This is a genomic window from Leisingera sp. ANG49, assembly GCF_059694505.1.
This window is the reverse complement of sequence record NZ_JCATZN010000002.1, coordinates 288,132-311,125: the sequence shown is the minus strand read 5'-3', so window position 1 is coordinate 311,125 and position 22,994 is coordinate 288,132. Positions and strand designations below refer to the sequence as shown.

Annotated in this window: 20 protein-coding genes; 7 read left to right on the top strand and 13 right to left on the bottom strand. The window is 63.7% G+C overall.

From position 1 onward, the window contains the following. The first annotated feature begins 11 nt into the window (after nucleotides 1-11). The 4 genes from AC58NV_RS07935 to AC58NV_RS07920 all read left to right on the top strand — a co-directional run bounded on the left by AC58NV_RS07935 (nucleotide 12) and on the right by AC58NV_RS07920 (nucleotide 2,935). The gene (locus AC58NV_RS07935; protein ID WP_222505253.1) at nucleotides 12-809 is read left to right on the top strand and encodes a carbohydrate ABC transporter permease; all 798 of its coding nucleotides are present in this window, start codon (nucleotides 12-14) and stop codon (nucleotides 807-809) included. After that, entirely contained in the window at nucleotides 809-1,087 is a 279-nt protein-coding gene (locus AC58NV_RS07930) for a DUF2160 domain-containing protein (protein WP_039150888.1), read from the top strand. Before AC58NV_RS07935 ends, AC58NV_RS07930 begins: the two co-directional genes overlap by 1 nt. 299 nt (nucleotides 1,088-1,386) lie before the next feature. Continuing rightward, nucleotides 1,387-1,803, top strand: a complete 417-nt coding sequence (locus AC58NV_RS07925) for a BlaI/MecI/CopY family transcriptional regulator (protein WP_366661081.1) — start codon at nucleotides 1,387-1,389, stop codon at nucleotides 1,801-1,803. After that, complete coding sequence (locus tag AC58NV_RS07920) at nucleotides 1,793-2,935, top strand: M56 family metallopeptidase (protein WP_497226642.1); 1,143 nt, start codon at nucleotides 1,793-1,795, stop codon at nucleotides 2,933-2,935. The genes AC58NV_RS07925 and AC58NV_RS07920 overlap by 11 nt, the downstream gene beginning before the upstream one ends. Nucleotides 2,936-3,025: 90 nt before the next feature. On the opposite strand, the gene AC58NV_RS07915 is transcribed toward AC58NV_RS07920, so the two are convergent. The 10 genes from AC58NV_RS07915 to AC58NV_RS07870 all read right to left on the bottom strand — a co-directional run bounded on the left by AC58NV_RS07915 (nucleotide 3,026) and on the right by AC58NV_RS07870 (nucleotide 15,225). Beyond that, entirely contained in the window at nucleotides 3,026-4,123 is a 1,098-nt protein-coding gene (locus AC58NV_RS07915) for a GNAT family N-acetyltransferase (protein WP_497226641.1), read from the bottom strand. A gap of 13 nt (nucleotides 4,124-4,136) precedes the next feature. Beyond that, nucleotides 4,137-5,072, bottom strand: a complete 936-nt coding sequence (locus AC58NV_RS07910; RefSeq protein ID WP_497226640.1) for a sulfotransferase — start codon at nucleotides 5,070-5,072, stop codon at nucleotides 4,137-4,139. Beyond that, entirely contained in the window at nucleotides 5,069-6,175 is a 1,107-nt protein-coding gene (locus AC58NV_RS07905) for a lipid II:glycine glycyltransferase FemX (protein WP_497226639.1), read from the bottom strand. Before AC58NV_RS07905 ends, AC58NV_RS07910 begins: the two co-directional genes overlap by 4 nt. Nucleotides 6,176-6,177: 2 nt before the next feature. Then, a complete protein-coding gene (locus tag AC58NV_RS07900) occupies nucleotides 6,178-7,353 on the bottom strand; it encodes a GNAT family N-acetyltransferase (RefSeq protein ID WP_497226638.1) in 1,176 nt (391 codons plus the stop codon). Further along, nucleotides 7,346-8,509, bottom strand: coding sequence for a glycosyltransferase (locus AC58NV_RS07895; protein ID WP_497226637.1), 1,164 nt, complete (start codon nucleotides 8,507-8,509; stop codon nucleotides 7,346-7,348). Before AC58NV_RS07895 ends, AC58NV_RS07900 begins: the two co-directional genes overlap by 8 nt. Continuing rightward, on the bottom strand, nucleotides 8,506-9,729 hold the full coding sequence (locus AC58NV_RS07890) for a glycosyltransferase family 4 protein (protein ID WP_497226636.1): 1,224 nt from the start codon (nucleotides 9,727-9,729) through the stop codon (nucleotides 8,506-8,508). Before AC58NV_RS07890 ends, AC58NV_RS07895 begins: the two co-directional genes overlap by 4 nt. Nucleotide 9,730: 1 nt before the next feature. Continuing rightward, nucleotides 9,731-11,152, bottom strand: coding sequence for an O-antigen ligase family protein (locus tag AC58NV_RS07885; protein WP_497226635.1), 1,422 nt, complete (start codon nucleotides 11,150-11,152; stop codon nucleotides 9,731-9,733). After that, nucleotides 11,149-12,234, bottom strand: a complete 1,086-nt coding sequence (locus AC58NV_RS07880; protein WP_497226634.1) for a polysaccharide deacetylase family protein — start codon at nucleotides 12,232-12,234, stop codon at nucleotides 11,149-11,151. The genes AC58NV_RS07885 and AC58NV_RS07880 overlap by 4 nt, the downstream gene beginning before the upstream one ends. 218 nt (nucleotides 12,235-12,452) lie before the next feature. Beyond that, nucleotides 12,453-13,913 (bottom strand): hypothetical protein, encoded by a 1,461-nt coding sequence (locus AC58NV_RS07875; RefSeq protein WP_497226633.1) that lies wholly within the window; start codon nucleotides 13,911-13,913, stop codon nucleotides 12,453-12,455. Nucleotides 13,914-13,998: 85 nt separating this feature from the next. After that, entirely contained in the window at nucleotides 13,999-15,225 is a 1,227-nt protein-coding gene (locus AC58NV_RS07870; protein WP_497226632.1) for a sugar transferase, read from the bottom strand. A gap of 348 nt (nucleotides 15,226-15,573) precedes the next feature. Between AC58NV_RS07870 and murJ the strand changes: the two genes are divergently transcribed. Together murJ and AC58NV_RS07860 are read left to right on the top strand one after the other, a co-directional pair. Continuing rightward, nucleotides 15,574-17,139, top strand: coding sequence for a murein biosynthesis integral membrane protein MurJ (gene murJ, locus AC58NV_RS07865; RefSeq protein WP_497226631.1), 1,566 nt, complete (start codon nucleotides 15,574-15,576; stop codon nucleotides 17,137-17,139). Then, on the top strand, nucleotides 17,136-18,233 hold the full coding sequence (locus tag AC58NV_RS07860) for a DegT/DnrJ/EryC1/StrS family aminotransferase (RefSeq protein ID WP_497226630.1): 1,098 nt from the start codon (nucleotides 17,136-17,138) through the stop codon (nucleotides 18,231-18,233). The genes murJ and AC58NV_RS07860 overlap by 4 nt, the downstream gene beginning before the upstream one ends. Before the next feature lie 7 nt (nucleotides 18,234-18,240). On the opposite strand, the gene AC58NV_RS07855 is transcribed toward AC58NV_RS07860, so the two are convergent. Further along, nucleotides 18,241-18,807, bottom strand: coding sequence for a polysaccharide lyase family protein (locus AC58NV_RS07855; protein WP_497226629.1), 567 nt, complete (start codon nucleotides 18,805-18,807; stop codon nucleotides 18,241-18,243). A gap of 287 nt (nucleotides 18,808-19,094) precedes the next feature. On the opposite strand from AC58NV_RS07855, the gene AC58NV_RS07850 reads away from it, so the two are divergent. Beyond that, the gene (locus AC58NV_RS07850; protein ID WP_497226628.1) at nucleotides 19,095-20,258 is read left to right on the top strand and encodes a glycosyltransferase; all 1,164 of its coding nucleotides are present in this window, start codon (nucleotides 19,095-19,097) and stop codon (nucleotides 20,256-20,258) included. A gap of 110 nt (nucleotides 20,259-20,368) precedes the next feature. Here the strand turns inward: AC58NV_RS07850 and AC58NV_RS07845 are convergent, their stop codons facing one another. Both AC58NV_RS07845 and AC58NV_RS07840 read right to left on the bottom strand, forming a co-directional pair. Continuing rightward, nucleotides 20,369-21,598 carry a polysaccharide biosynthesis/export family protein gene (locus AC58NV_RS07845; protein ID WP_497226627.1) on the bottom strand — a complete coding sequence of 410 codons (1,230 nt, stop codon included), beginning with the start codon at nucleotides 21,596-21,598 and terminating at the stop codon, nucleotides 20,369-20,371. Nucleotides 21,599-21,625: 27 nt separating this feature from the next. Beyond that, nucleotides 21,626-22,756: a GNAT family N-acetyltransferase gene (locus AC58NV_RS07840; RefSeq protein ID WP_497226626.1), complete on the bottom strand. Its 1,131-nt coding sequence runs from the start codon at nucleotides 22,754-22,756 to the stop codon at nucleotides 21,626-21,628. Between the last annotated feature and the right edge of the window lie 238 nt (nucleotides 22,757-22,994).

The following is a 22,994-nucleotide window of genomic DNA, read 5'->3' as shown; positions in this document are numbered from 1 at the left end:
GAGGGATCAAGATGCAGAAACGATCCATCGTCCCCATCGTCTATATCCTGTTCCTCATGCTGCCGATCTACTGGCTGGTGGCGATGAGCTTCAAGACGACGAACGAAATCCTGTCGGGCTTCTCGCTGTTCCCGCAGACGTTCACACTGGACAACTACAAAACCATCTTCACCGATCCCAGCTGGTACTGGGGCTACATCAACTCAATCGCCTACGTGTCGATCAATACCGTGATCTCCATCGCGGTGGCGCTGCCGGCGGCCTACGCCTTCAGCCGCTACCGGTTCCTGGGCGACAAGCAGCTGTTCTTCTGGCTTCTGACCAACCGGATGGCACCGGCTGCGGTGTTTGCGCTGCCGTTCTTCCAGCTCTATTCCGCGGTGGAGCTGTTCGACACCCACCTGGCCGTGGCACTGGCACACTGCCTGTTCAACATCCCGCTGGCGGTGTGGATCCTGGAGGGCTTCATGGGCGGCGTGCCCAAGGAGCTGGACGAGACCGCATTCGTTGACGGTTATTCCTTCCCGCGCTTCTTTGCGACGATCTTTGTGCCGTCAATCAAGGCCGGCGTGGGTGTGGCAGCCTTCTTCTGCTTCATGTTCTCCTGGGTGGAGCTGCTGCTGGCGAAGACCCTGACCGCCGTCGCCGCCAAGCCGATTGCCGCCACCATGACCAAGACCGCCTCCAGCGCGGGCTATGAACTGGGGCTGCTGGCGGCAGCCGGCACTTTGACAATCATTCCGGGCGCCATCGTGATCTGGTTTGTCCGCAACTACATCGCGAAGGGCTTCGCGATGGGGAGGGTGTAATGCTTTCATGGATGGCCTGGACCTGGCCCACTGCCCTGTTGTTCATCGGCATCTTCAGCGCCATCGGCGTGCTGATCATCGCCGAAATCCGCCACCCGGGCGGCGCGGCCCGCAAGGGCGTGCTCGGCCTCACCACCACCCGGGGCGACCGGCTGTTCATCAGCCTCCTGGGCACTTCCTACATCTTCCTGGCCTGGCTCGGCCTGGTGGGGATGCCGCTGTGGTGGCCGCTGGGGCTGTCGATCGCTTGGGGCATCTTCTGCTTCTGGAAGGTCTGATGCCCAGCGGGTCAAGGGGGCCGAAAGCCCCGCCGCAGGCGGCTTGCCCTTGACGCGCGTAACCAAAACACAATCGGGACAGGCCTTGAAGGCAAACCTGCCCTTCAAGGCCTTCTCAGCCAAGACCCTGAACTGATGCGCCAAGCAGTAACTTTCGGACCGGCGCGTCACTCTGCAACTTGCTGAGAAGACTCGCGCGGCAGCGCACAATTTGACAACAAACGCCCCGCAGCCGCGCATCTTCTAAAAAAATAGTTTTCACGGAAGCCTGCTTCCCCTAGCATGACTGGAACGATCACATGAGCCGGACTGCCGAGGCGATGCGCAAGAAACACGACACTTCCCTGCTGACCGAGGTTGAGCTGGAATTCATGACCGTCGTCTGGGACATGGGCGGCGGCACCGTGCGCGATATCCTGGCCGAGTTGAACAAGGTGCAGGAACGCGCCTATACCTCGGTGGCCACGGTTCTCAAGATCATGGAACAGAAGGGCTTCCTGACCAGCGAGCGCAAGGACCGCTCCCTTGTCTACCGCCCTGCCGTTCCCAAGGCAGACTATCAGAAGACATCTCTGAAGAACCTTTCGAGCAAGCTTTTCAACGGCGCGCCCGCCGCATTGGTGGCGCGGCTGGTCGATGATGAGGATGTGACCAACGAGATGCTCGAGGAGATGCGGGCGCTCTTGGAGGAAAGGCTGGGGGATAATGAACGCTGATGTTCTGCTGAATGCCTATATTGATCTGAATATCCTGCTGCTGGCGGGTACCCTGTTGTGGTTCGCCGCCCGCAAAGCGCTGGCGCGCAGCCCGCTGGGCCGTGCTTACAGGCCGCAGTTGCGGCTCTTGAACGGGATGACGGTGCTGCTGGCCGCCTCTCCGGTGCTGATCCTCGCCTTCACCCGGTTCGTCATCGCCCATCCGCCGAATTTCTCCGACATGCTGGTGTCGCAGTACCTGCAGGGCAACGTCAGCATGAGCGCGGGCACGTTTGAAGCCACCCTGGGCCTCCGCGAGGATGCGGTGCGCGGCCTCACCAGCCTGCAGCCGGCCTGGGCACAGGCGGTTACAGCGGCCTTTGCCGCCGGAGCGCTGATCTGTTTTTCGCATGTTGCGATCTCTGTTTTCCGCCTGCGCCAGAACCTGGCGGGCGCCTTTGCCTGGAAACGCATCGGCCGGGTGCAGCTGATGGTGTCCGACGACATTCGCGTGGCCTATTCCACCCGCGGGCCGTTTTGCCGCTATGTGGTGCTGCCCACACAGCTGCTGAATGACTCGCGCGACCTGCGCCTGACTGTCGCGCATGAACTGCAGCACTTCCGCCAGCGCGACATCGAATGCGAGTTTCTGCTGGAGATGCTGCGCCCGCTGCTATTCTGGAACCCCGCTTTTTACCTGTGGCGGCGCGAGGTGCGGCTGTTGCGCGAATTTGCCTGCGACCAGGCACTGATGGCGCGGCCCGGGTTCGACGTGCGCGCCTATTGCGAATGCCTGATCCGCGCCTGCGCCCATGCCGCCCGCGGACCTGCCCTGTTCACCCGCCGCAGCCCGGTGGTGGCGCTGGTCGACCGGCGCGAAACCCGCCGCGGCGCTTCTCTGCAACGGCGGATCATTGCGGTAACGGCTGTCCAGCCGCAGGGGCCGAACTCGCTCGGCTGGGGTATTGTGTCTTTGGCGATGGCCGGAGTGGTGCTGGTAACCGCCGTGTTGCTGCAGCGGCCCAGCGACTGGAGCCATGATCGCATCATGCTGTCGACGATCGTCAACCTAGAGCGCATGGCAACCCGCAACAGCACTCCCGACCTTGCGGTTAGTGCGCTCAACGGCGGCTTTGCAGTTCCCAGCCCGTAACCTTTGAAGACAGTCCCGGAATGTTTCCGGCGAAGACGGCGGTAGCCTGACTTTCCAGGCGAAGATTTCCCTCTGATTTGAGGTTTAGTCTTAGGTCCGCGGCCGCGGTTTTTGCGGTCTGAAAGCCTGACGCAGCAGTTGCAGCTGGCTGGCAGCCTCCAGGCGCAGCCGCGCACCCGAACCGGCGCAGCTGATATTCAGGGTGACAGTTTTCATCCGGTTATTGGTCATCCGCTTTATGTTGTGGCGGGCTGACCACAAATTGAAAGAAGCCGCCCCTTCGTCCAGGCTGTGTTTGATGGACCGGTACATCAGGGCCGTCCCCGCACTCAGCTCGCAGCCCTTGGGGGTGATGGCAGTGAAGTAGCCGTGATGCGCTCCGCCCTGTTCTGCTAGATTAAAGACAAAGGCAACAGGCTCCCCTTGGCACGACACCGACCAGAACCGCAGTGTTCCGTCCCGCGCGCAGCCGCGGATTTGGTCTTCATACAGCCGCAGGCCGACCCGGCGCATGCGCGGGCAGTCCTTCCAGCTGGCAGCCACCACCGCGCGAAAAACCTTTACTGCTTCCTCCGGGTCATCGTCAGGCGTGCACAGGCCAACATCGCAGCTGGCAGCCATTTTCCGCTCGGCAGCGCGCAGGTTGCGGCGGTTCTTGCTGCTGAGCTGGGCTTCCAGTTCCGCGCCGCTTGCCACGCCCTCAACCAGATAATAGCCCAACCCGGCACTGCGCTCGACGCTGTATCCTCGCTGTTCGAAAGCGTGCGCCAGGCTGCAGCCCAAACGGTGGTCCGCCGGCAGGTTTTCAAAAGTGAGGTCCAGCCAGCGCATCCGCTCCAATGTCTGCACCATTGCCCAGACCAGTTCGTCCTGGTTGTCCTGCGGATCAAACAACAGGTCGAAGGCAGGAGAAGAGCCGTAAACAGGCGGGCCGGCACGCCAGGCAAAAGCCGCCTTCCAATCTCGCCGCCGGAACAGCGGAACGAAGCCCGCCAGATCCAGGCCTCTCCACAGGCACAGGCAGGCAGGTCTCTGCCCCTGAGCAACCGCCGCGCTCGCCCACGGCAGGAAGAAGCCTGGCCTGTCATAGGCACCTGCCCCGGCAGCTGCAGACAGTGCCGTCAGCTGCCCTTCCAGCGCCTGCAAATCAGGCAGGCGGCTGGCGATTTCAACTCGCAACGGCTGCATTCCGGTCTCCTCCTTATTCTGCCTGATCCCCCGGCCAGGCTCTGCTTCCAGCACCATATGCCGCCGACGGCCAGACCCAGCCAGGAAAGTCTGATGGCCGCAGGCTGGCAAGGCGCCGCTGAGCCGCAGCAAGCAGCGGCTGCGGCACGGCGCGCGCCATCGCTTCGGACACTCTGGCCACTGTCAGATCTGCGGCCGTCAGCGCCCGGCTGCGCTGGCTTTGGCTGGCGAAACTGGAATTCGGGGGAAAGTCCGTTTGCCGGATGCCGCCCGCCTCCAGCCCGGCAGCCGCCAGCAGCGGTGCCAGCACTTTGCCCGGATCCGCGCGCAAGGCCTCATATTCCGCCCAGAAGACGCGTTCCGTGCCCAACTGCCGCTGCAGCCGGCGCATGCATCGCAGATGAAAGACATTCGAGGCGCAGGCCCGCCCGATCAGCAGGGCGCGCCGCGGGTAGGGCGGAGGACGGCGGCCATAGGACCACAGCCGCGAACGCAGGAAACCAGGGTTCCGGCGGCTCACGCACAGAAACAGCGCCCTTGGCACCGCCTTGGCAATGCCTGGCCCCAGCAGCGTATGGTGCGGCGATTTTTCAACCCAGGCCGCTGCGCCCTGCCGCCGCGCTAGCGCCTCCATCACCCGGCAGAACAACTCAGCCGGGCTGGCGCTCGTCTCGGCCGCATCTTCTCCCCAATGGCGCGAAAGCCCGCAGAGCCGGTAGTATTCGCTGCTTAGGAAATCCCCGGCCGCATCGGCGCGCCAGCCGGGGCTAGGCCAGGGCTCCATGGAAGGGGCGAAATGCGAGAAATAAACGCTTTCATGCACCCCGTGGTGACGCTCAGCCGTCACCGCAGCAATTCCGGGCTGCGCCGCCAGCAAATTGGCAGCCAAAGTAGTGCCGGAGCGCTGCAGGCCTAAGACAAAAATGGGAATGGACTGAGATGCGTTCATGCATGCCCCTCCGTCCGTGCCCTCATCCTGCGGTAGACATGGCGCAGGTTGAACAGCAGTGTATGGCTAGGCTGGCGCAGCGGCAGCACATAAGCCGGCACCAGCGGGACCACGTCCGGATTGAAGGCGGATTTGAATTGTGCCCGGTTTCTGGTGCCACGAGAGATGTGTGCGCCGCCAGCCCCGGGCAGACCTGCGGCCCCGGCCATGTCGTATTGCGCAAAGCCTTGTGCCTGGGCAATTTTCAGGGCCTCCCAAACCAGCGGATACCCCGCAGCGGCACTGGAGCTTTCATCACAACGGGCGAAGACCAGCCAAAAGGCACGGCTGCCGTCGGCAATCATGACATGTCCTGCCACCAGCCTGCCCGCTTGCCAGGCTAGCAGGAACGCCCCGCGGCCGCGGGTCATCTGCCATTGCGATGCCACTGGCGGCACGGATTCGAGGCCCAGTCCGCGGGTGCGGAAGAAGGCCTGCATCAGCGGCTCGAACTGCAGGGCTTCTTCGAGGCTCGCGGCTGGGCGCACCTCAATGCCCGCTTTCTGCGACTTGCGGATTTGCCGCCGGCAGCGCTGCTTCAGCCTGGATTGCAGCTGTTCAGCGGATCCGTTCAGCCCGACCAGTGCAGTATCCGCATGCTGCGATTGTGCGTCGGAAGGCAGCCGGACCGCACCGGCAGTCTCCAGCCCCCCGCAGACCCGCTGCACGTCCTGTTGACCGCTCCAGCGCGGGTTGAGCTGCATCGAGCAACAGCCCTCCCGGCGCAGCCGCGCCGCAAACGCAGGCAGAATATTCGCCAGCGCCTCCGGCGTTCCGGTGACAGGACCGCGCCGGAAACTCGCCAAGAACCGCCCCGGGGCGAGCCGGGTGAGGCGCGCAACGCCGAAGCCGGCAATGCGGCCATCCGGATAATAAGCTGTCAGCGTCAGATAGCGGTGACGCGGAGATGGCGGGCAGCAGGCGCTGAAGCCGGGAGACTGCAGCCAGGTTGCAGGCGGGCAATCTTGCAGGAAAGCTTCCACTCTGCTGCGGACCGCGGACGGCAGCACCTGATCCAAGCTGACACGGATTCCTGCATTTGCGGAGTCAAGCTGCTGCAGCATGATCAAGGCCTCCCCTTGCCATCGGCAAGGATGTCGGCCCGCCGCGGCCTCCGGTTTGGCAGCAAGCCGCGTACGCCGGTCAGTTCCCGCAAGGCATCTTCCAGCTTCAGCAGCCAATAGGCACGGCTGCCCCGCCGCACTCCCCGCAAGCGCCGGACCTGATACGATCCGGTTTCGAAATCCCGCAAGTAGTGGGTCCTGCGCCCGAACTCGAAGCGCACGGGCTGTCCCTGCCCGGTCACTGCCTGCAGGCTGCAGTACATGACGCACCGGCCCGGCGACAAATCGGAGAAAGCCTCGTCAAACTCCGAGAACAAGCCGTACCAAGTTTCCCGGCAGCGGACCGCGCAAAAGGACGCGATGTCTTGTTTTCCTGCCCGCATCAGGACCAGGCTGCCGCAGCCCCGCGCGGCAAACCGGTGCCACAGTTCATCCAGGAAGGCGCCGCCACCCTGCAGCGCGGCCAGACCGGTTCCCGATTTCTGCTTCCAGCTGCGCTGCGACAGCGCGAGCATCCTTTGCACCGGCGCACCGTCCTGCGACTGAAACACCTCCAGCTCCGCCTTGGCCTCGTGCAGCTGCCTGCTGCTGACCCGGACTTTCTTACGGAAGGAGCGGCTGCGCGTCTGGCAGTAACTTTCCCAATCGGTGAGGTTCTCCGCGATTGAGCTGCCCTGAACGCGGTCGTGCCACAACTCCAGCCCACCAAGGCGCAGGCAGCGGGTGGTAAACACGTCAAGGGTGCAGACTCGGAACAACGCCAGTTCGATGCCAGCCCGCGGTGCCGTCTTGCACACGGCGTCCAGCAGCGCCCTCAGTGTTTCGCGGCTGGTGGCGAGAAATTCGAAGAAACCCGCGTAATTGCACAGCCAACCAGTTAATACCCGAGGCCGGTAGAAGGGCAGCAGCTTGCTGAAACGCTTCCGGACCAGGCACATCGGCGCGGCGGCCACCATCCGGTTGGCTTTCCAGACGGTGACGATCCTAAGCTCCCCGGGCGGGCCAAATCCCGCGTGCTGTGCCGCCAGCCAGTCAAAGGAAGAAAACAGGCGCCCGCGGCAGCGCTCGTGCATGCTGCGCCACTCCGGCTCCAGAACCGCCACGTCTTCCCAGCGGCTCAGGATCCGGGTCTGCAGCTGTTCAGGCGCTGCGGACTGCAGGGCCGCGACGTCACTCATCCGCCACGCTCCGTGCCGGCGCCCAGCGCACGCTGTGCACCCCGGCCATCGCCCGCAGGATTCCAAAAGCCATTGCAGCGTGACCCAATACGAAAAAGCGGCCGAGCCCAGAGCCAGGCAGTCGCGCCAACGGCGGCCACAGCAGCGCCCCACCTGCCCCCCCGTAGACCAGAAACTGCACCAGCAAGGCCGCGGTATAAACTCCGCCCTGCGCCACCGCAGCAGCGAGGCTCAGCACCAGCAGAACAGGCAGCAGAAAGGCCACAATCCGCCGCAGCCCCTTGTGCAGCAGTAATTGCAGCGCGTAGAGCCCGTGCTTGCCAGGGTTCATAAGCCGGCGCATCCGCATCAGGCCGCGCCAGCCCCGTTCCGTGGATCGTACCCGCCGCATGAACTCATCCCCCGTGTGGCTGGTGACAGCCTCCTGCGCTACAGCCCCGGGTTCGAACACCAGGCGGCGGTGCAGCGCGGGAGCTTGCACTGAGATAAAAAAATCATCGGCAACATCCCCGGGGACCCTCTCCGGCACCAGTGCACGGCGCATGGCGTAAAGCGTGCCCTGGGCCGACACGGCGCCACCCAGGCGGCTCTCAGCGGCTTTCAGGGCCGAGTCATAGGCCCAGAACAGACGTTCGGCCCGCGCTAGCCAGCCGCCGCGGCCCTTGCGGTGCTGCGGCTGCAGGCGGCCGCAGACACCACCGGTGTCCGGCAGCGCGAAGGGCTCCAGAAGGCACCGCAAAGAGCCTGGTGCCAGCATGCTGTTGGCATCCGAGAAAATCACCACATCCGCCTCGATCCGGGCCAGCCCGGCAGTCAGCGCCTGCGCCTTGCCGCCATGCTCCGGCGTCTGAAAGGCGCGGACACGCGGGCTGTCCAGCGACAGCGCCTGCTCCAGTGTCGCGTCCTCGGAGCCATCGGAGACCACCAGCACATCCACCTCGTGCGGGCCGCAGTCCTGCTCCAGGACGGTCTTCAGCTTGGCCCGGATGGCGGCTTCCTCGTTGCGGGCAGCGATCAGCACCGTGGCATGCAGCGGCTGTTCCGGAGGCAGCGGCGCCCGGCGCCCGAACACGGCGGCCAGAAAGCACCACAGCAGCGCGTAACCCGCCAACGAAAAAGCAATCAGCCCGGCGCATATCCAGAACAGCAGGATCATTCCGCGGCCCTCCCCAAAGCCGATGCAGAATGGGCGCGGAACAGGTCGAACTGGCGGCGCGCATTGACCGCCAGCGAAAACTCCGCCTCCACTAGCCGGCGACCGCGGCAGGCGATGGCATAGGCTGCCTCAGGGTCGGCCTGCACGTCTTCCAGCGCCTGTGTCAGGTCTTCAACGGAGCCTGGTTCAATCAGGAAACCTGTTCTTCCCGGCTGGATCAGTTCCGGGATGCCGGACACATTGGTGGAGATCACCGGCCGCTGGAACGCGAGCCCCTCAATCGCCACGTTGGGGATACCTTCAGTGCGCCCGGAAGGACCGATTACCGAAGGCACCGCGATCACATTGGCACTTTCATAGAGCTTGCTAACTTCGGAAAAGTCCTGCTTTCCAAGGAACGTAACCCGCTCACCCAGGCCCAGTTCCGCCGCCAATGCCTCCAGCTGCGCACGCTCCGGCCCATCGCCTGCCAGCGAACAGCGCCAGTCCGGGACCTTGACCGCAGCCAGCGCCCGCAGCAGCACGTCCACACCTTTGCGGACCTGCAGAGAACCCACATAGACCACGTGAAACGGCCCGTCCTGCGGCGGCGGTCCTAGTTGCGGGACCTTCTCCACATCGACGCTGGAGTGAATCACCTGGATATCCTCAGCTCGCAGGCCGCCGACGTGGCTGGCCAGGAAATCACGTCCGTAATTGCTGATGGTGCGGACAAAGGCGGCCTCGCCCAGCTTTTCCGCCAGCAGCCGCTGGGTGCGGAAAATATCGTGGGCGCGGCAGCTGACCGAATACGGGATACCGGTCAGCCGGTGGATCACCCAGGCCGCAGTTGCCGGATGACCCGCAAATTCTGCATGCACATGATCGGCGCCCCAATCTGCCAGTTCGCGCGCAATCGCGCAGGCGGCAACAGACACCACGGCGGATTTCCCGGCCAGAACCGGCTTGCCGCCCTGCTGCGCGCCGATCACTGCAAGCGGTCCGGCCATGCTGCCCAGCCGGGCCATGAAACTCGCAAGCGTGCGCGGGGTGATCAGCCCGCCGTGGCGGGCGATGGCCCGGGTCGGCGCGGCAAAGCCGTGCAGCACTTCGGACGTGTTGTAGGGCGACAGGTGATAGAGCCGGACGTCACCTCCGAATTCCAGAAATTTCATCACATCCCGCAGGATGAAGGTCTCAGTGAACTTTGGATATTCCGTAACGATGACAGCCAGCCGCACGTCAGTTTCCCCCACCCCCGTTGCCCGCCTGGCCTGTGCCAGCTGTCCCGGTGCCTCCCCCAAGGCATAGTGTCCGGGCCGCCGCACAGAGTGCGGGCAGGATCCACATAAACTTAGTGTCTTCGTTGGGCATGAACAGCGACGCGATCAAAAAGGCTGCAAAGCCGTAGGCCACCGCCCTGGCAAAAACCGACAAGCCTGGCACCGCGGCGCGCGCGGCCTGAACCGCCGATTTCAGGGCGGTCAGCATCACCCCCAGAAACAGCGCCAGGCCGATCAATCCCAGCTCTGCTGCTACTTCCATGTAGCTGTTGTGCAGCTGCCGCGGCCCCGGCTCCCGTCCCGGATACCAGCGGAATTCATCCCCGGCATAGTAATGCGGGTAGTTGCCGGGGCCGACACCGAAGACCGGGTTCTCATACAGAAGCTCCAGCCCGATCAAGTTGTAGGAGAACCGCCGCAGCAAGGTTCGGTCGGACCCCTGTTCAAAGATCGTGCCCATGCGGTCCCAATAGACTTCGGGCACGAATGGCAGCGCCGCGGCGGCCCCGGCGGCAAGGCACACCAGCATCAGGGGAAACAGGCGGCGGCTGCGGTTCTGCCACATATAGATCAGCGCGATCAGCACCAGGGCAATTGCCGCCGAGCGCGCAAGCGTCAGCACCAGCGCGGCCATACCCACCAGCACCACGGCGCCGCTGAACCACCTGAGCGGTCTGTGTTCAAAAAACAGAACCGCCGCAATCACCACGGTGCACAGCAGCATATGCGCTGCCGTGGTCGGGTTGTAATTGGAGGCGCCGGCGCTGCGGGCCTGGCCCTCGAACTGGGCGGTGGTGGCAGCGGCTTCGGTTGCCACCAGCCGAACGCCCAGCATGCTTTCTGCCAGCACGAAAAGTCCCGACACCAGCCCGGTCCCCACCAGCACCCAGACCATGGCGCGCAGCCGTCCCGGAGTATCCGCCAGCGCAACGATCAGGAAGAACAACACAATCACGCTGGCAAAGCCGATCACCTGCTCCTTGCCTTCCGCGCGGAATTCGCAGGTCAGGTAGGAGATACAGAGCCAGATCAAAAACAGAACAACCAGTGACTTGGTCCGACTGGCCGGCCCCAGCCGCAGATGCCGCGGCTTGCGGTAGCTCTGCAACAGCATCCCACCCAGAGCCGCAACGCTGAGCAGCTTGAACGCCGAAAATGGCAAGGCCTTGGACAGAAGGCCTGCCAGCGCGTCGAGATGGGAAAAGACGACCAGCAGCAGTGCCGCAGCATAAGGGTTCAAAGTCAGTATTCCGCCGGCAGCGAGGCCGGGCAACAGCATCAGGCCCTTTTTCGGCGACTCGGCAGCATAGGCGACCAACAGCAGCGCCAGAAAGCCCAATCCGCCCGCCAGCAGCAGATATCCGGTCAGCCGCCAGATCATGCCGCGCGCGCGTCCTGGCGCTGCCGGCTGCGCTGCCTGCGCTTTCTAAGACGCTTGAGCAAGGCCTTGCTTAGCCCCGCCGCCAGGATCAGCAGATACCAGTAGGAGTTGCCTTGAAAACAGCGCACCGTGGCATGGAAATGCCAGGTATCAATCCAGGCATTGGCAAACCCCGCAGCGTTTTCTCCGGCATGGACCCGGCTGATGACCGACGGATCCTCGCCCGCCCGGTTGCTTTCCTGCCCGGCAGTGGTGGCCAGATAGCCTTCCTCGGCTGCAATCCGGCGGGCCAGGCCGGAGGTGCGGTTCTGCGGCCAGCAGAAAAGCTCTGGCGTTTTGCCAAGCCGCGCCTTGAACTCCGTCCGGCAGCGGGCCAGCTCGGCACGGACCCGGAAGGCGTATTCCGCTTGTGTCTCCTGCGCGCCGCCTGCAAAGGCGGGCGCCGCCAGGGCTGCGTCGCTTTCCGGAATCGCGGTTCCGGCAGGAACGACAGGCGGCGTCTCCGTCATGTACCAGTCATGCTTGCTGCCGCGCATGGCCGCCCATTGCATCCAGGCATGGCGTTTCCAGTTTTCCCGGGTGAGGTGACCCACTGCGCGGGGGCTGACTGGCACCCGAATGTGATCGACTCCGTGCGGCTGCACGTCAAAGACCTTGCCCGGGCCTGCCTGGTCCAGCACCCGGATCTCGCCCCAGCTGAGGTATCCGTCCCAGCACGCCGGGCTCTTGGTGTCATCCAGAGTTTGCGGTGCGGGCCGCTCCGGTGCCGCGAATTCCAGCGAGACAAACAGGGTCGCCTGCATACCGTGGCGGCGCAAAATCGGCGCCGCGGCAACCCAATTGTCCAGGTAACCGTCGTCAAAGTGCAAAAGCACCGTGCCCTCAGGAACAGGCCGGCAGGCACGGCGGCGGCGGATGAATTCCGCCGTATCCATAACCGTGCAGCCCATCTGCTGCAGCTGCGCCAGCTGGCGGTCCAGGGTTTCTGGCCGAACCGAGGTCTCTGCTGCCCAGGGCAGCCAGGAGGCATCCGCGCTGACGCTGTGCCAGGTCAGGCAAGGCACGCCGCCGCGCCGCCGCATCCAGCCGTCCGCAACCCATAGCCAGCCCCCCAAAGCGGCTGCCCCGCTCCATCCCGGTACATTCGCATTGGGAAGAGCACCCGAACCCAGCACAGCCCAGATACCCAGTATGACGGCAATGCCGCCGCCCCAAAGAACTAGCGCCCAGCGCCGCTCTGCTTTGCGGCGGCCGCTGCCCAAGGATGTGTTGTGCTGAAGCACCCCCCGGTCACCTCCTGTCAGCCTTTCAAAAAAACCCCAAAAATATTCTCCACCCCCTGCCCTTGCAGCCGGGCAGTCAGCCCCTGCAGCGCTTCCTCTGCCACGGTGCCGGGACGGATCCCGATCACCACCCAGTTCAACCCCCTGGCATTGCCCATGCAGAAGCTGTCATTGGCACCGCCCAGGTCAGTCACCTTGACCCCTGTTGCTGGCACCGCTTCGGCGCGCCCATCAAGCAGGCGCCCAAGCTGTACAACCGTCTCGCTGGGACCGCCGGGCACCGCCCGGAGTGCTGCCGTTCCACCCTGGTCCCCAACCATGCCGACCACACGTTCCAAGTGCTGCTCCTTCTGAATCTGGCGGCCCTTGAGGCGGCGCAGGGCAACCTCGATCACCGCGGTCAGCCGGCGGCTTTCCTTGTCACTGCCCACTGCGGTCACAGCGCCTTGCCAGGGAATGGCATTGCATTGCATGTTCATCTTCTTGGCGAGCTCTGCAAGCTTGGCCCGGTTGGGGCGATGGAGCGGTATGGTGCCCAGGACCCGCAGCCCGAACTGCCGCCGAAGATCGGCGTCGGTTTTGACAGTGCCAGAGAATGTATCCGCGCAAATCACCAGAAAGGCCGACGCCATAACCCAGCCGATTATGGCAAAGATGGTGTTGACGATCACCCGCGGGAAAGCAGGGTAGAGCGGCACAATTGCAGGATCGATGACGCGCAACGCGGCGAAATTGTTGGCACGGGCCAGCCGCAATGCGTTGATCTGATTTTCCAATTCGGAAAAATTTCCGTTACCCTTGGCAATTTCCCTGCTCAGCACTTCCTCCATCCGGCGCGAGGCGGTGTCAGCCTGGGCCCGGGCATACTCGACATATTCGTCAGCCACGAAATTAGCAGCCGCTGCCGCCAGTTCGGGCTTGTTCCAATAGACCTTGATCTTCAGGATGTAGGTGCCTTCGACCATATCCACATCTATGGAATCCTGCAGCGTCATCACCGCATCCGTGTAGGGGTCAAGCTGCACATGCCGCCCCGAATTCAGGATGTTGTAGATCCGGCGGACGCTGCGCCGGAAATCGGTGAAGCGCTCCCCGATCTGGCGCTTGAGACGGGCCAGCTGCGGCTCAGTACCTGCCCGAGGCTCCGCATCGGCGGACCGAACTGGCGGAGGATCAGCGGGAAATTCAGCCGCCATCCTGTCCACGGTCTTGGCGGCAATTTCCCGGCTCAAGAGATATTCGATATGGGTTTGAGTCAGCAGGTTTGCCGGGTTGATCGTGGTGGACCGGACAAAGTTCTGGCTGTATGCCAGCTCTGTCTGCGTCGGCAGCAATGAAACCTTGACCGACGCCACATAGGCTGGCGAGACGTAGAGAAAGAAAGTGCTGATTGCGGCGGTGCCGCCGACCAGGATCACAAAGACAAAGGCAACCAGCCCTCGGTAGTAGTGCAGCAGCTGGCGGTAATGGGCTATCATTTCCGGCCTCCCCGGTGATCTGCCTGCAGCCCGCATCGCTGTTCCATTGTGCGGGCGGCCGCCCGCTGCTGCCGCCTGCCCCTGGTCATGACGAAATCACCGACGATTGCAGCAAGTACCGTTCAACGAAATGTCTCGCCCCCCTGGTCGTGGTAGAGTAGGTTGCATAGTTCGCAAACCCGCTGCGGCCGATCCCGACGGGTTCGCAATGTTCGATTTTTGCCCGCACCCTGAGGCGGCAAATTCGCCCGGACTTGCGGGTGCGCACCAGCGTCACGAAATGCTCGCCCTCGGGAAAGGGGCGCGTTGAGACGAATTGCAGAACCTCGTCCGAAATGCCGCAGATCGCTCCGACATGGGTGCTGTTGCCTGCCGACAGCTCAACCTTGCTGTCTGGCGGGCAATTGAAGCCGGCCCGCAGCCATTTGTGCCTGGCGAGCGGGCGGAACTGGTCCGCGATCCCAGACAGTGCAAGACGGGCTGATTTTGCCAGCACGCAAAAGCCGACGTAGGCCAGAAAGCCGAAAGCAGCGCAGTAGCGGATCGGTGTACGGCAGCACATGCGGTTGAACCGGGCCCGCAAGTGCTTGGGAGTTTCGTGGGTCATCAGCGCCTGCGCAAAGCCGACCAGCCCCGGGCGGATGCGGAAGCGTTCTTCGTAGCCGGGTGCTTCTTCACGGTAAAGGTCTTCGATTTCCGGCCGTATCGGCCGCGGGCCGACAAACACCATGTCACCGCGCAGAATGTTGATCAGTTGCGGCAGTTCATCCAGCCGCGATCGGCGCAGATAAATGCCAATTTTTGTCTCCGTCATGGACCGGCGCGGCAGGGTCTGGTCGCGGGTCACCGTGCTGGCATTGAAGCTCAGAGTGCGGAACTTCAGGATCTTGAATTCCTTGCGGTCCTTCCCAAGACGGCGGCCGGCATAGAACACAGGACCGCGCACCAGCAGCTTCTGCATCACGATGATCAGCAGCATAAGCGGACTGACAAGCGGTAGCAGGAGCAGCGCCAACCCGCGGTTGATCACCGCATCCAGAAGCGGACTGGAAGGCATGTAGCCGGTACGCAGCTCGGCGCCGCTCAGCAACCCCCTGGTTTTTGCCACCGAGGCGGATGCAAGTGCCGGTACCGAGACAACGCCAGCCACACCTGCGTCCTCTGCCGCCCCGGTGGCACGCCTTCGCTGCGGCTTTGACTTGGCCCTGCGTTTTGCAGCACTTGCCCTTTTTGCAGAAACGCTAATCTGGCCATCAATACGAGTTGCAGCACCGCCCCCCCCGGGCCGGCCGCGAAAGAAAACCCGGTTCATTGTATACCCCCATACAATTCCCAGTATTTGAGATAGTTCCGCAGGCCCGTTCGCCACCCCTAAAAAATTTGAGACGGTGAAATCTGCGATGTCCCCTGAACCCGATGCAACGGAACGAGGCGATTCGTGTCAATTGACCAACCGGCATACGCCGAAGGGATTAGACCCAAACCAAACCATTGTTTTAAAAACCAAATTACCAACACCACGCTGCAACTTCCGGCCGTTTGGCTTCGAGTTCCGTCGCGGAAGAACATCAAAGTCCAGCAAAGAGATGGCCGTTCTCCAGAATGAAGCTAAGGTGAAGTAGCGGGGGGAAATTTCCTTGATTCCAGGCGAGTGCCGCTGATGAAGCGGCGGGGTACACTGCAGAATATTGTCTCGGTCACTTTCTGGAAAACCACCGGAATGGGGCTGAGCCTTGTCATTGCCTTGGCAATCGCAAACCTGTTTGGCGCCGGGCTCGCCACGGACGCCTTTTTCTTTGCCCGCCGCCTGGTTTCAAACGTTTCCGCAGGATTGGAACGCGCCTTTCATCTGCTGCAGGTCCCGCCTCTGGTGCGGCTGGCGGAAACCAAAGGGCTGGACATCCTGGCAGCACATTTGCGCAAGCGGCTTTGGCAGGTGTTTCTGTGGGCGTCAGCCTTGTGTGCCACAGCCTTCGCCCTGTCAGGGGAAATTGTCGCATTGCTGGCCCCCGGGTTTTCCGGGGAACAGCGCCAGGAGGCCGAATTCTATTTCCGGGTGCTGCTCGCGGTGCTGCCGCTCTCTGCCGCAACTGCGCTGGCGGGGGCAACATTGAATGCGCTCAGGCTGTTCCGGATGCCGGTGATTGCCCGGCTGATGCCGCGGCTGTTCGCAGCTGCCGCCCTGGCACTGGTGCCTGTCTTCGCCTTCGGTCTGGGCGCCATCACGGCCGCCGTAGCCGCCGGCACCATGGCAATGGCAGGAATCTTCATGCTTGGCTTGCGTCACGCGTTGTCCCGCAACCGGGCGCCGATGAAATCACCTGCCCCGCAACAGCCCTATTCCCGGCGGCGCATCTGGGCGATGCTGCTGTCGCAATTTCACATGGTCGGCGCCGGCTGGATTGATTTAGCCATGGCTTCACTGACCGGCGAGGGCGGTGTGGCCACGCTGGAATTTGCCCAACGGATGACCAGCATGGCACCAGGGGTGGTAACGAGCAGTGTGGTGATCGTCTATTACACCGAATTCGCAAGCCATTTGGCCCAAGACAATCGGGACGCCTTCCGCACCAGCGTGCAGGACTCGCTGCGCGCCACCCTAATGTTTGTAATGCCGGCCGCTGTCATGCTTTTCATGCTGAACGAGCCTTTGGTTTCAGTCTTGCTGGGTCATGGCGCGTTTGAACCTTGGGCCGTTGCGCAGACGGCGGGCATCATTGCCTGGCTCGCTCCGCTCCTGCTGGTCAATGCGGTGCTGGGAACGCTGGCGTCGGCGCTGTTTGCTGACCCGGAACGGCCGCATGTCAGAATCATCGCGACGTCAATCGGCGCAGCCTTGGCCGTTAGGATTGTTCTCAATTGGCTGTTTTTGCCTGAGTACGGCATTCTGACCGTGCCTGCAGCTTCGCTTGCCTCAATGACCTTGCTCATGGCGCTGCTTTACATTTGGCTGAGCCGTTCCTTTGGACCTTTGGTGCGGTTGCAGGAGATGCGGCCCTTTGCTGCTATGGCCTTGGCGGCGGCTGCTGCAGCCATTGCGATCCAGGTTGTGCAAGCGGCTGCCGGGCCCGGCACGGCCAGCCGGGTCGAGGTAATCCTGGTAGTTGCGCTCTGCGGGCTGTGCGGCGGACTGGCCTATGTTGCCGCCGCGACGCTTCTGAAAGTGCCGGAAACCGAGCGGATACGCATGCTGCTGCGCAAGGCCGTGCGCGGGAGCGCAGCGTGAGTTTGCCTGGGTATATCCACAAATCTCCGCCGCTGACACTGCGGCTGCGCCGCGAAGCGCTGCCGTTTCCCTTTGACAACCCGCAAACCCACCTGACCTGCAACGGGCGTTTTGCAATCCGAGAGGGGCTGCGCGCCCTCGGGCTGCCGCGTGGCGCCAAGGTGCTGTTGCCAGCCTGGCATTGCGGGTCGGAAGCAGACGCGATTCTGGCTGCCGGGCTGCAGGTCTCCCTGTACCGGCTGCATCAGGACCTGTCTGCCGACCTCGACGACATCCGGCACCAGCTGGCCGGAGGCGGATTCGCCGCGATCTATACCATCCACTACTTCGGCTATCCGCAGCCTGTCGCAGAAATGCAAAGGCTGGCGCAGCAGCATAACGTGATGGTGATCGAAGATGTAGCGCTGGGGCTGTTCTCCCGCGCTGCAGACGGCGCTCCGCTGGGCTGCCAGGGTGATATGTCCGTGTTCAGCCTGGTGAAAACCCTGCCGCTGCCGGACGGCGGCGCGCTGCGGCTGCGCCAGCTGCGGCCCCAGGCGCTGGAGCGGCTGTCCGCAGCCCCCCTGGGGCCTGCGCTGGCGGGGCTGAAAGGCGTCCTGCGGCGCAGTTTCCGCAGGTCCCGTTCTTCATTGCACACCACGCCGCCCTCATCGCGGCACTTGGAAGCATGGCACCCGCGGGCGGGGATAGACCCCGCGGACATGCGCGGGCGCATATCTCGCGTCTCCCGGCTGTTGCTGCGGACGTCTGATGCCACAAGCTTTACCGCAGCCCACAGGGCGAATTTTGAGGTTTTGCATCAAGGTGTCCCGCAGCGCAGCGGCATGCGGCCGCTGATGCCGTACTTGCCCGCAGGCGCGTGCCCTGCATTCTTTCCGCTGTTCACGCCAGACGCCGACCGGGTGCATGCCGCGCTGCAGGCCGAAGGCATACAGTCGGTGCGCTTCTGGCGGCAGTTCCATCCCGCAGTGGATTTTTCCGGCTACCCCGAAGCGCAGGAACTGAAGCGGTCGGTGTTGCGGCTGCCGGTGCATCCGGGTTTGCAGCCGCAGGATCTGCAGCGGATTTGCGAGGTATTGCACAGGACCATCTGATCTACTGTCAGAGCTGACAGAAGCGGACATCATCCAGCAGCATTTCCACCGCTTCCGGGTTCGAATTGGCTGTCAGCCCCACCTGAAAGCGGTCGGCCTGCTCCTGCACAGAGATGTCCATGTGCTGGGACACGATCTCCTGCGTCAGAAGTGTGGTGCCGCGGGCATCACTCACCCGTTCACCGTCCAGCATCACGACAGAATGACCCTGCTCGCCCGCGCCTAGCGTCACCTGCCAGGACAATTCATGCCAGACACCCGCAGCAACCAAACGCGGCGCGGTTGGCAGAAACGCCTGTTTGATACCGATCTTAGAACGATCCACACGCAGCATCCCGCGGCGCAAGTACAGTCGCACGCCGGGATTGGTGTCCAGCCCGCATGAGGCGCATTCCAAATCCATCAGGATCAGGCTGTTGAGTGGTGTGCCGGGCGGGAAATAGAACCTCGCCTGCATCAGGATCACACTGCCGGCCTGCAGCGGCTCGAACCGGTGGATATAGTCCGCCTTTCCAACCTTGCCCTTCTGCTTGGGGCCGGCCGTCAGCCGCGCCACCTGATTGCCCGGCAGCATGGGATCTTCAGCCAGAACCGCAGTACCACGCTGCAGCTGAACATGGGCAAACCCGCCGTGCTTAGCAGCGTCGTCAAAGTGCCAGTGGCGGCTCTCTTGCGGGCACAAGACCTCCGCCCTGCTGCTGCCCGCGGCCAGGACGGCGGCAATGGCCAGGATAGGAAACACCCGCCTGCGCGGGCCGCACTTGAGCAATGGCATGGCGGACCTACTGTCAGTTGAACACAAGCTAAGGATATAGGGCCCGTTTCCGGTTTGACCCGGAGCCCGCCCTGCCGGGACTGAAGATGAAAGCCAAACAGCCGCAAGTCATCGCATTTGCCCTGCCGCATCTAAAGGCGGGCGGGATCGAGGTGGTGGTGAAATCGCTGCTGTGCGGACTCGACCGCAGCCGCTGGGCGCCGGTGCTGGTGCTGAACCGGCCCGAGGGAGAGCTTCTGGCGCAGCTGCCCGCCGATGTGCCGGTACTGGACTGCGGCGGCAATGGGCTGCTGGCACGGTCTTGGGCACTGGCGCGGCTCCTGCGGGAACACCCCGCCACGGTTCTCTACTCCGGCACCAACGCCATGAACCTTTCGGCTATCCTAGCGGTCTCCCTGCTGCCGCCCTGCCTGCGGCCAAGGCTGGTGATCTCCGAGCACACAACAGCAGAAGCCTATTTGGCCGCGGCGCGCCATCCGCGGCTGCGGAAACTTCTGATCCGCGCACTTTATCCAAGGGCGGACCACCTGGCGGTGCCGCTGCGGGCGCTTGGCGAAGGCTGGAAGGCAACGCTGACATTGGCCGGCCCGCCGCTAGCCTGCCTGCCGAACCCAGTTCTGAACGAGACTGACTTGGACCGGTTGCGCCGCGATCCGCCAAACCGGGTGCCGGGAAGGATCGTGGCTGCCGGGCGGCTGATACCGGAGAAGGGGCATGACGTGCTGATCCGCGCCTTCGCAGAGGTGCGGCAAGCCAGACCGGACACTGAGCTGCTGATCTACGGCACCGGGCCGCAACGCCGGGCACTGGAAGCCCTGGCACAGGATCTGGGCGTAGCGGATCACGTGCGGCTGATGGGCTATTCCCCGGATCTGCTGGGTGACTTCGCCCGGGCTGATCTCGCGGTGCTGCCGTCGCTGCGCGAAGGCTTTGGTAATGTCGCGGTTGAAGCCCTGGCAGCAGGCACACCGCTGGTGGCAAGCCGCTGCTTGGGTCCGGAAACAATCCTGCAGGACGGCAAGCTGGGAAGGCTGGTGCCTCCGGGAGACTGCAACACGCTTGCCGCTGCAATTCTCAGCGTGCTGCAGTCGCCGCCGGACACAGAAATGCTGGCGCAGGGCAAAAAGGCGGCCGGCACTTATCAGGTGGAATCTGCGGTAGGGGCATTCGACAGTTTCGCCAGCGGGCTGTTGCCCTCAGATGCTCCTGCACACACCACACTCGGCCGGAAGGCGGCGGGTATCCGGTAGCCGCGGGAGTTGTCCGTTCAGCCTGCCACGCAAACGCGCACAACACCACTGTTTGCTCAAACCGGCATCTTCCGAAAACGCAATTCCGAGGCATTGGGCTTTCTTCCGAGCTACCCCGGTTCGACAACTGCGAACCCGCCGCGGCGGATCTCCACCAGATCGCCGGGAAGGACCTGGGTGTTCAATGCAGCGGGCAGCACCTGCTCCCCCTGCCCGGTGTTCCGGCGGATACGGTATTCAGGCGGCAGTAGCGGTCCGGTGGCGGGCACTTGACCCTGCGCCGCGGATAGCGCGCGGATCAGCTCGCGCGAGGCGGTGATTTCGGCTTCTTCGTTTCGGATGGCGGCCATCACCGCAGCCAGCTCCGTGGTAATCTCTTGCGCCCGCACGCGGCGGGCATCCTCGACCGATGACAGAAGGTTGATTTCCGTCTGGCGCGCGCGGGCCTCATAGCTGGCCGAGAGCATCAGTTCGATGTTCTCGTCATTGTAGATTGTTCGCAGCTGGCGTACCCGTTCTGTGCTGGTTAGCCCTCGGTCGAGCAGCCTTTCAAGATCCTTCAGGGCCTTGGCGCTGGTTTCGATCTGCTCGCGCAGGATCGCCTGCTGATTGGACAAGGCGGCGGCTTCCTGCGCGGCCAGTTCCGCCTGGGTCTGGGCAGAGGCCGCCCTTACCCGATCGCGCTCCACCCGGGTGCGCAGGACTGCCAATTGCTCAGCGATCAGCAGATCCGCCTCCGGTCCGGCCAGAGCAGAAAAGGCCGCGTCCGGCACCAGGGAGACGGCACCGGAGCTTTCGGCAAGAAGGCGCAGCCGCTGCGCATGCAGGTCCACCATGGCGGACTGGCGCACCGCGATCTTGGAGCGTTCATCGGCGATCCGGATGTCCAGCTGACTGGAGGCCGCTTCGCTTTCGCGCGGGTACAGCCCACCGGATACCGCTAGAATACGCGCAACCGTGAGGCCCTCGCGATAGGCAATTTCGCCGGGCGTCACCACATCTCCCAGCGCGTACACCGGGCGCCAGCGGGTCACGCTGACGGCAACCGAGGCCGGCAGGCCAGTGCGCTCGCTCAGCAGCGCTTCCAGGGCGGCTTCCAGGGCGGCCGGTGTCTGCCCGGCCGCCGGCACTTCGCCAACCACATGCAGGGACAGCCTTCCGTCTGGGCGCACCCTGTAGTCCCGTGTCAGGTCTTCGCGGTTCAGTACGGAGATGTTCACCTCGTCCCCTGGCCCCAGCACCGGCGTTTCTGCTTCCGCAGTGACAGCGGCCAGGCAGACGAGAACGACCGCCCCGACCAAAAGGGCTAGCAGCCTGGTGATGAATGTGCGGCGGGCCATTGGCGGTCCCTCCTCTTGCCAATCTGGTCAGCCGGCAAAGGCGGACCGCTTTCTGGTGCGCAGCTGCTTCAGCTTACGCGCTTTCTTCCCTACCGGGCGCAGTACGTCCTGGGCGGTCAGCAACAGGTCAGCCCAGCCGTAGCGGCGGCAGATGCGCAGCCGGTGGAAGGTTTCGAATTCATCCGCCAGGCGGTCCAGGAACGGTGTTGAACGAAGCGTGTTCGACGTTTCGCACCCGCGCGCGATGGCAGCCTCGATCCCCCGCCACGCCATGATCCGGCCCGGAGAGATCTTGCCGTAGGTCTCATCAAAATCCAGAACCAGCCCGTAGGAGGTGCTGCCCGCCTCGACACACAGGCTGCTGGCCACCGGGCGGCCATCGATGGTCAGGAGGTGCACAACCATCGTGCCGCTGGCTGACATCCGCCGCCAAAGCTCCTGAAAAAACGCGCGGGTCTGTGTGTCAGTGCCAATGTCGGTGCCCAGCCTGGCTTTCCAGGTACGTGCCGACAAGCTCAGCGCTGCGTCCAGAATGCGGTCTGCAGCTGCGCCGGGGCTGTCCGCCATCAGCATCTCATGCTCCCGCTGTTTCAGCGCCCGGTGGCCCGCGCGCAGCGATCTGCGGAATTTCCTGCTGCGCCGGGCCAGGCAAGCCTCCAGGCCGTCATCATGGCGGCAGACTGCCGCCCGGATTTCCTGGCGCAGGCGGCTGCGGAAACTGCCGCTGCCGCCTGCTTCGCTGATGCGGCCAAACGCAGCCGCTGACCGCATCGGTGTCAAGTCCGCGACATCACAGTCCCTGGCCGCCAGCATTTCGCCCAGGAGCGCGGCAGCGTCCGCCTCCTGCCCAGGTGCGGCCAGAATGTCGTGAAATCCTGCACGGTCGCTGCACAGCATCGACAGCTTGCGCACCTGAGGCCCGCCCTGCCACAGCGGCTCGCGCTTCAGGCCCAGCGGCAGCGCCGCTGTCAACTGGCCATCGCGCCAGATACAGCCGATCCGGGGCGCCGCACGCTGACTAAAGGCCACAGACCAGGACAAAATCCAATCCATCGAAGAAAACGGCCCGCCGCCGGACGCGGCATGAAGCTCAGCCCAAGCGGGCTGCAGCGCCTCCAGCGCACCAGGATTGGTTATGATTTCCGTCTTTGCCGCCACAACACCCGCCAGCCAGAACACCCCTTTGCAACCTAGAAGGCATTCGAGCCTTGTCCACGCAGACCGGTGAATTAACCGCCGTCAGCAGAAACGGCAGATAACCGCACGAGGAGGCACACGCCGTAGGCGGATAAAGGATCAGAGGTTTTCCGGAGCGGCAAAGCGCCGGGCACACCGGACTGTTCCGGCATGCAGGCGCCGGAAACCACGAACCTGCATCAAGACGATAGAAGCAAGC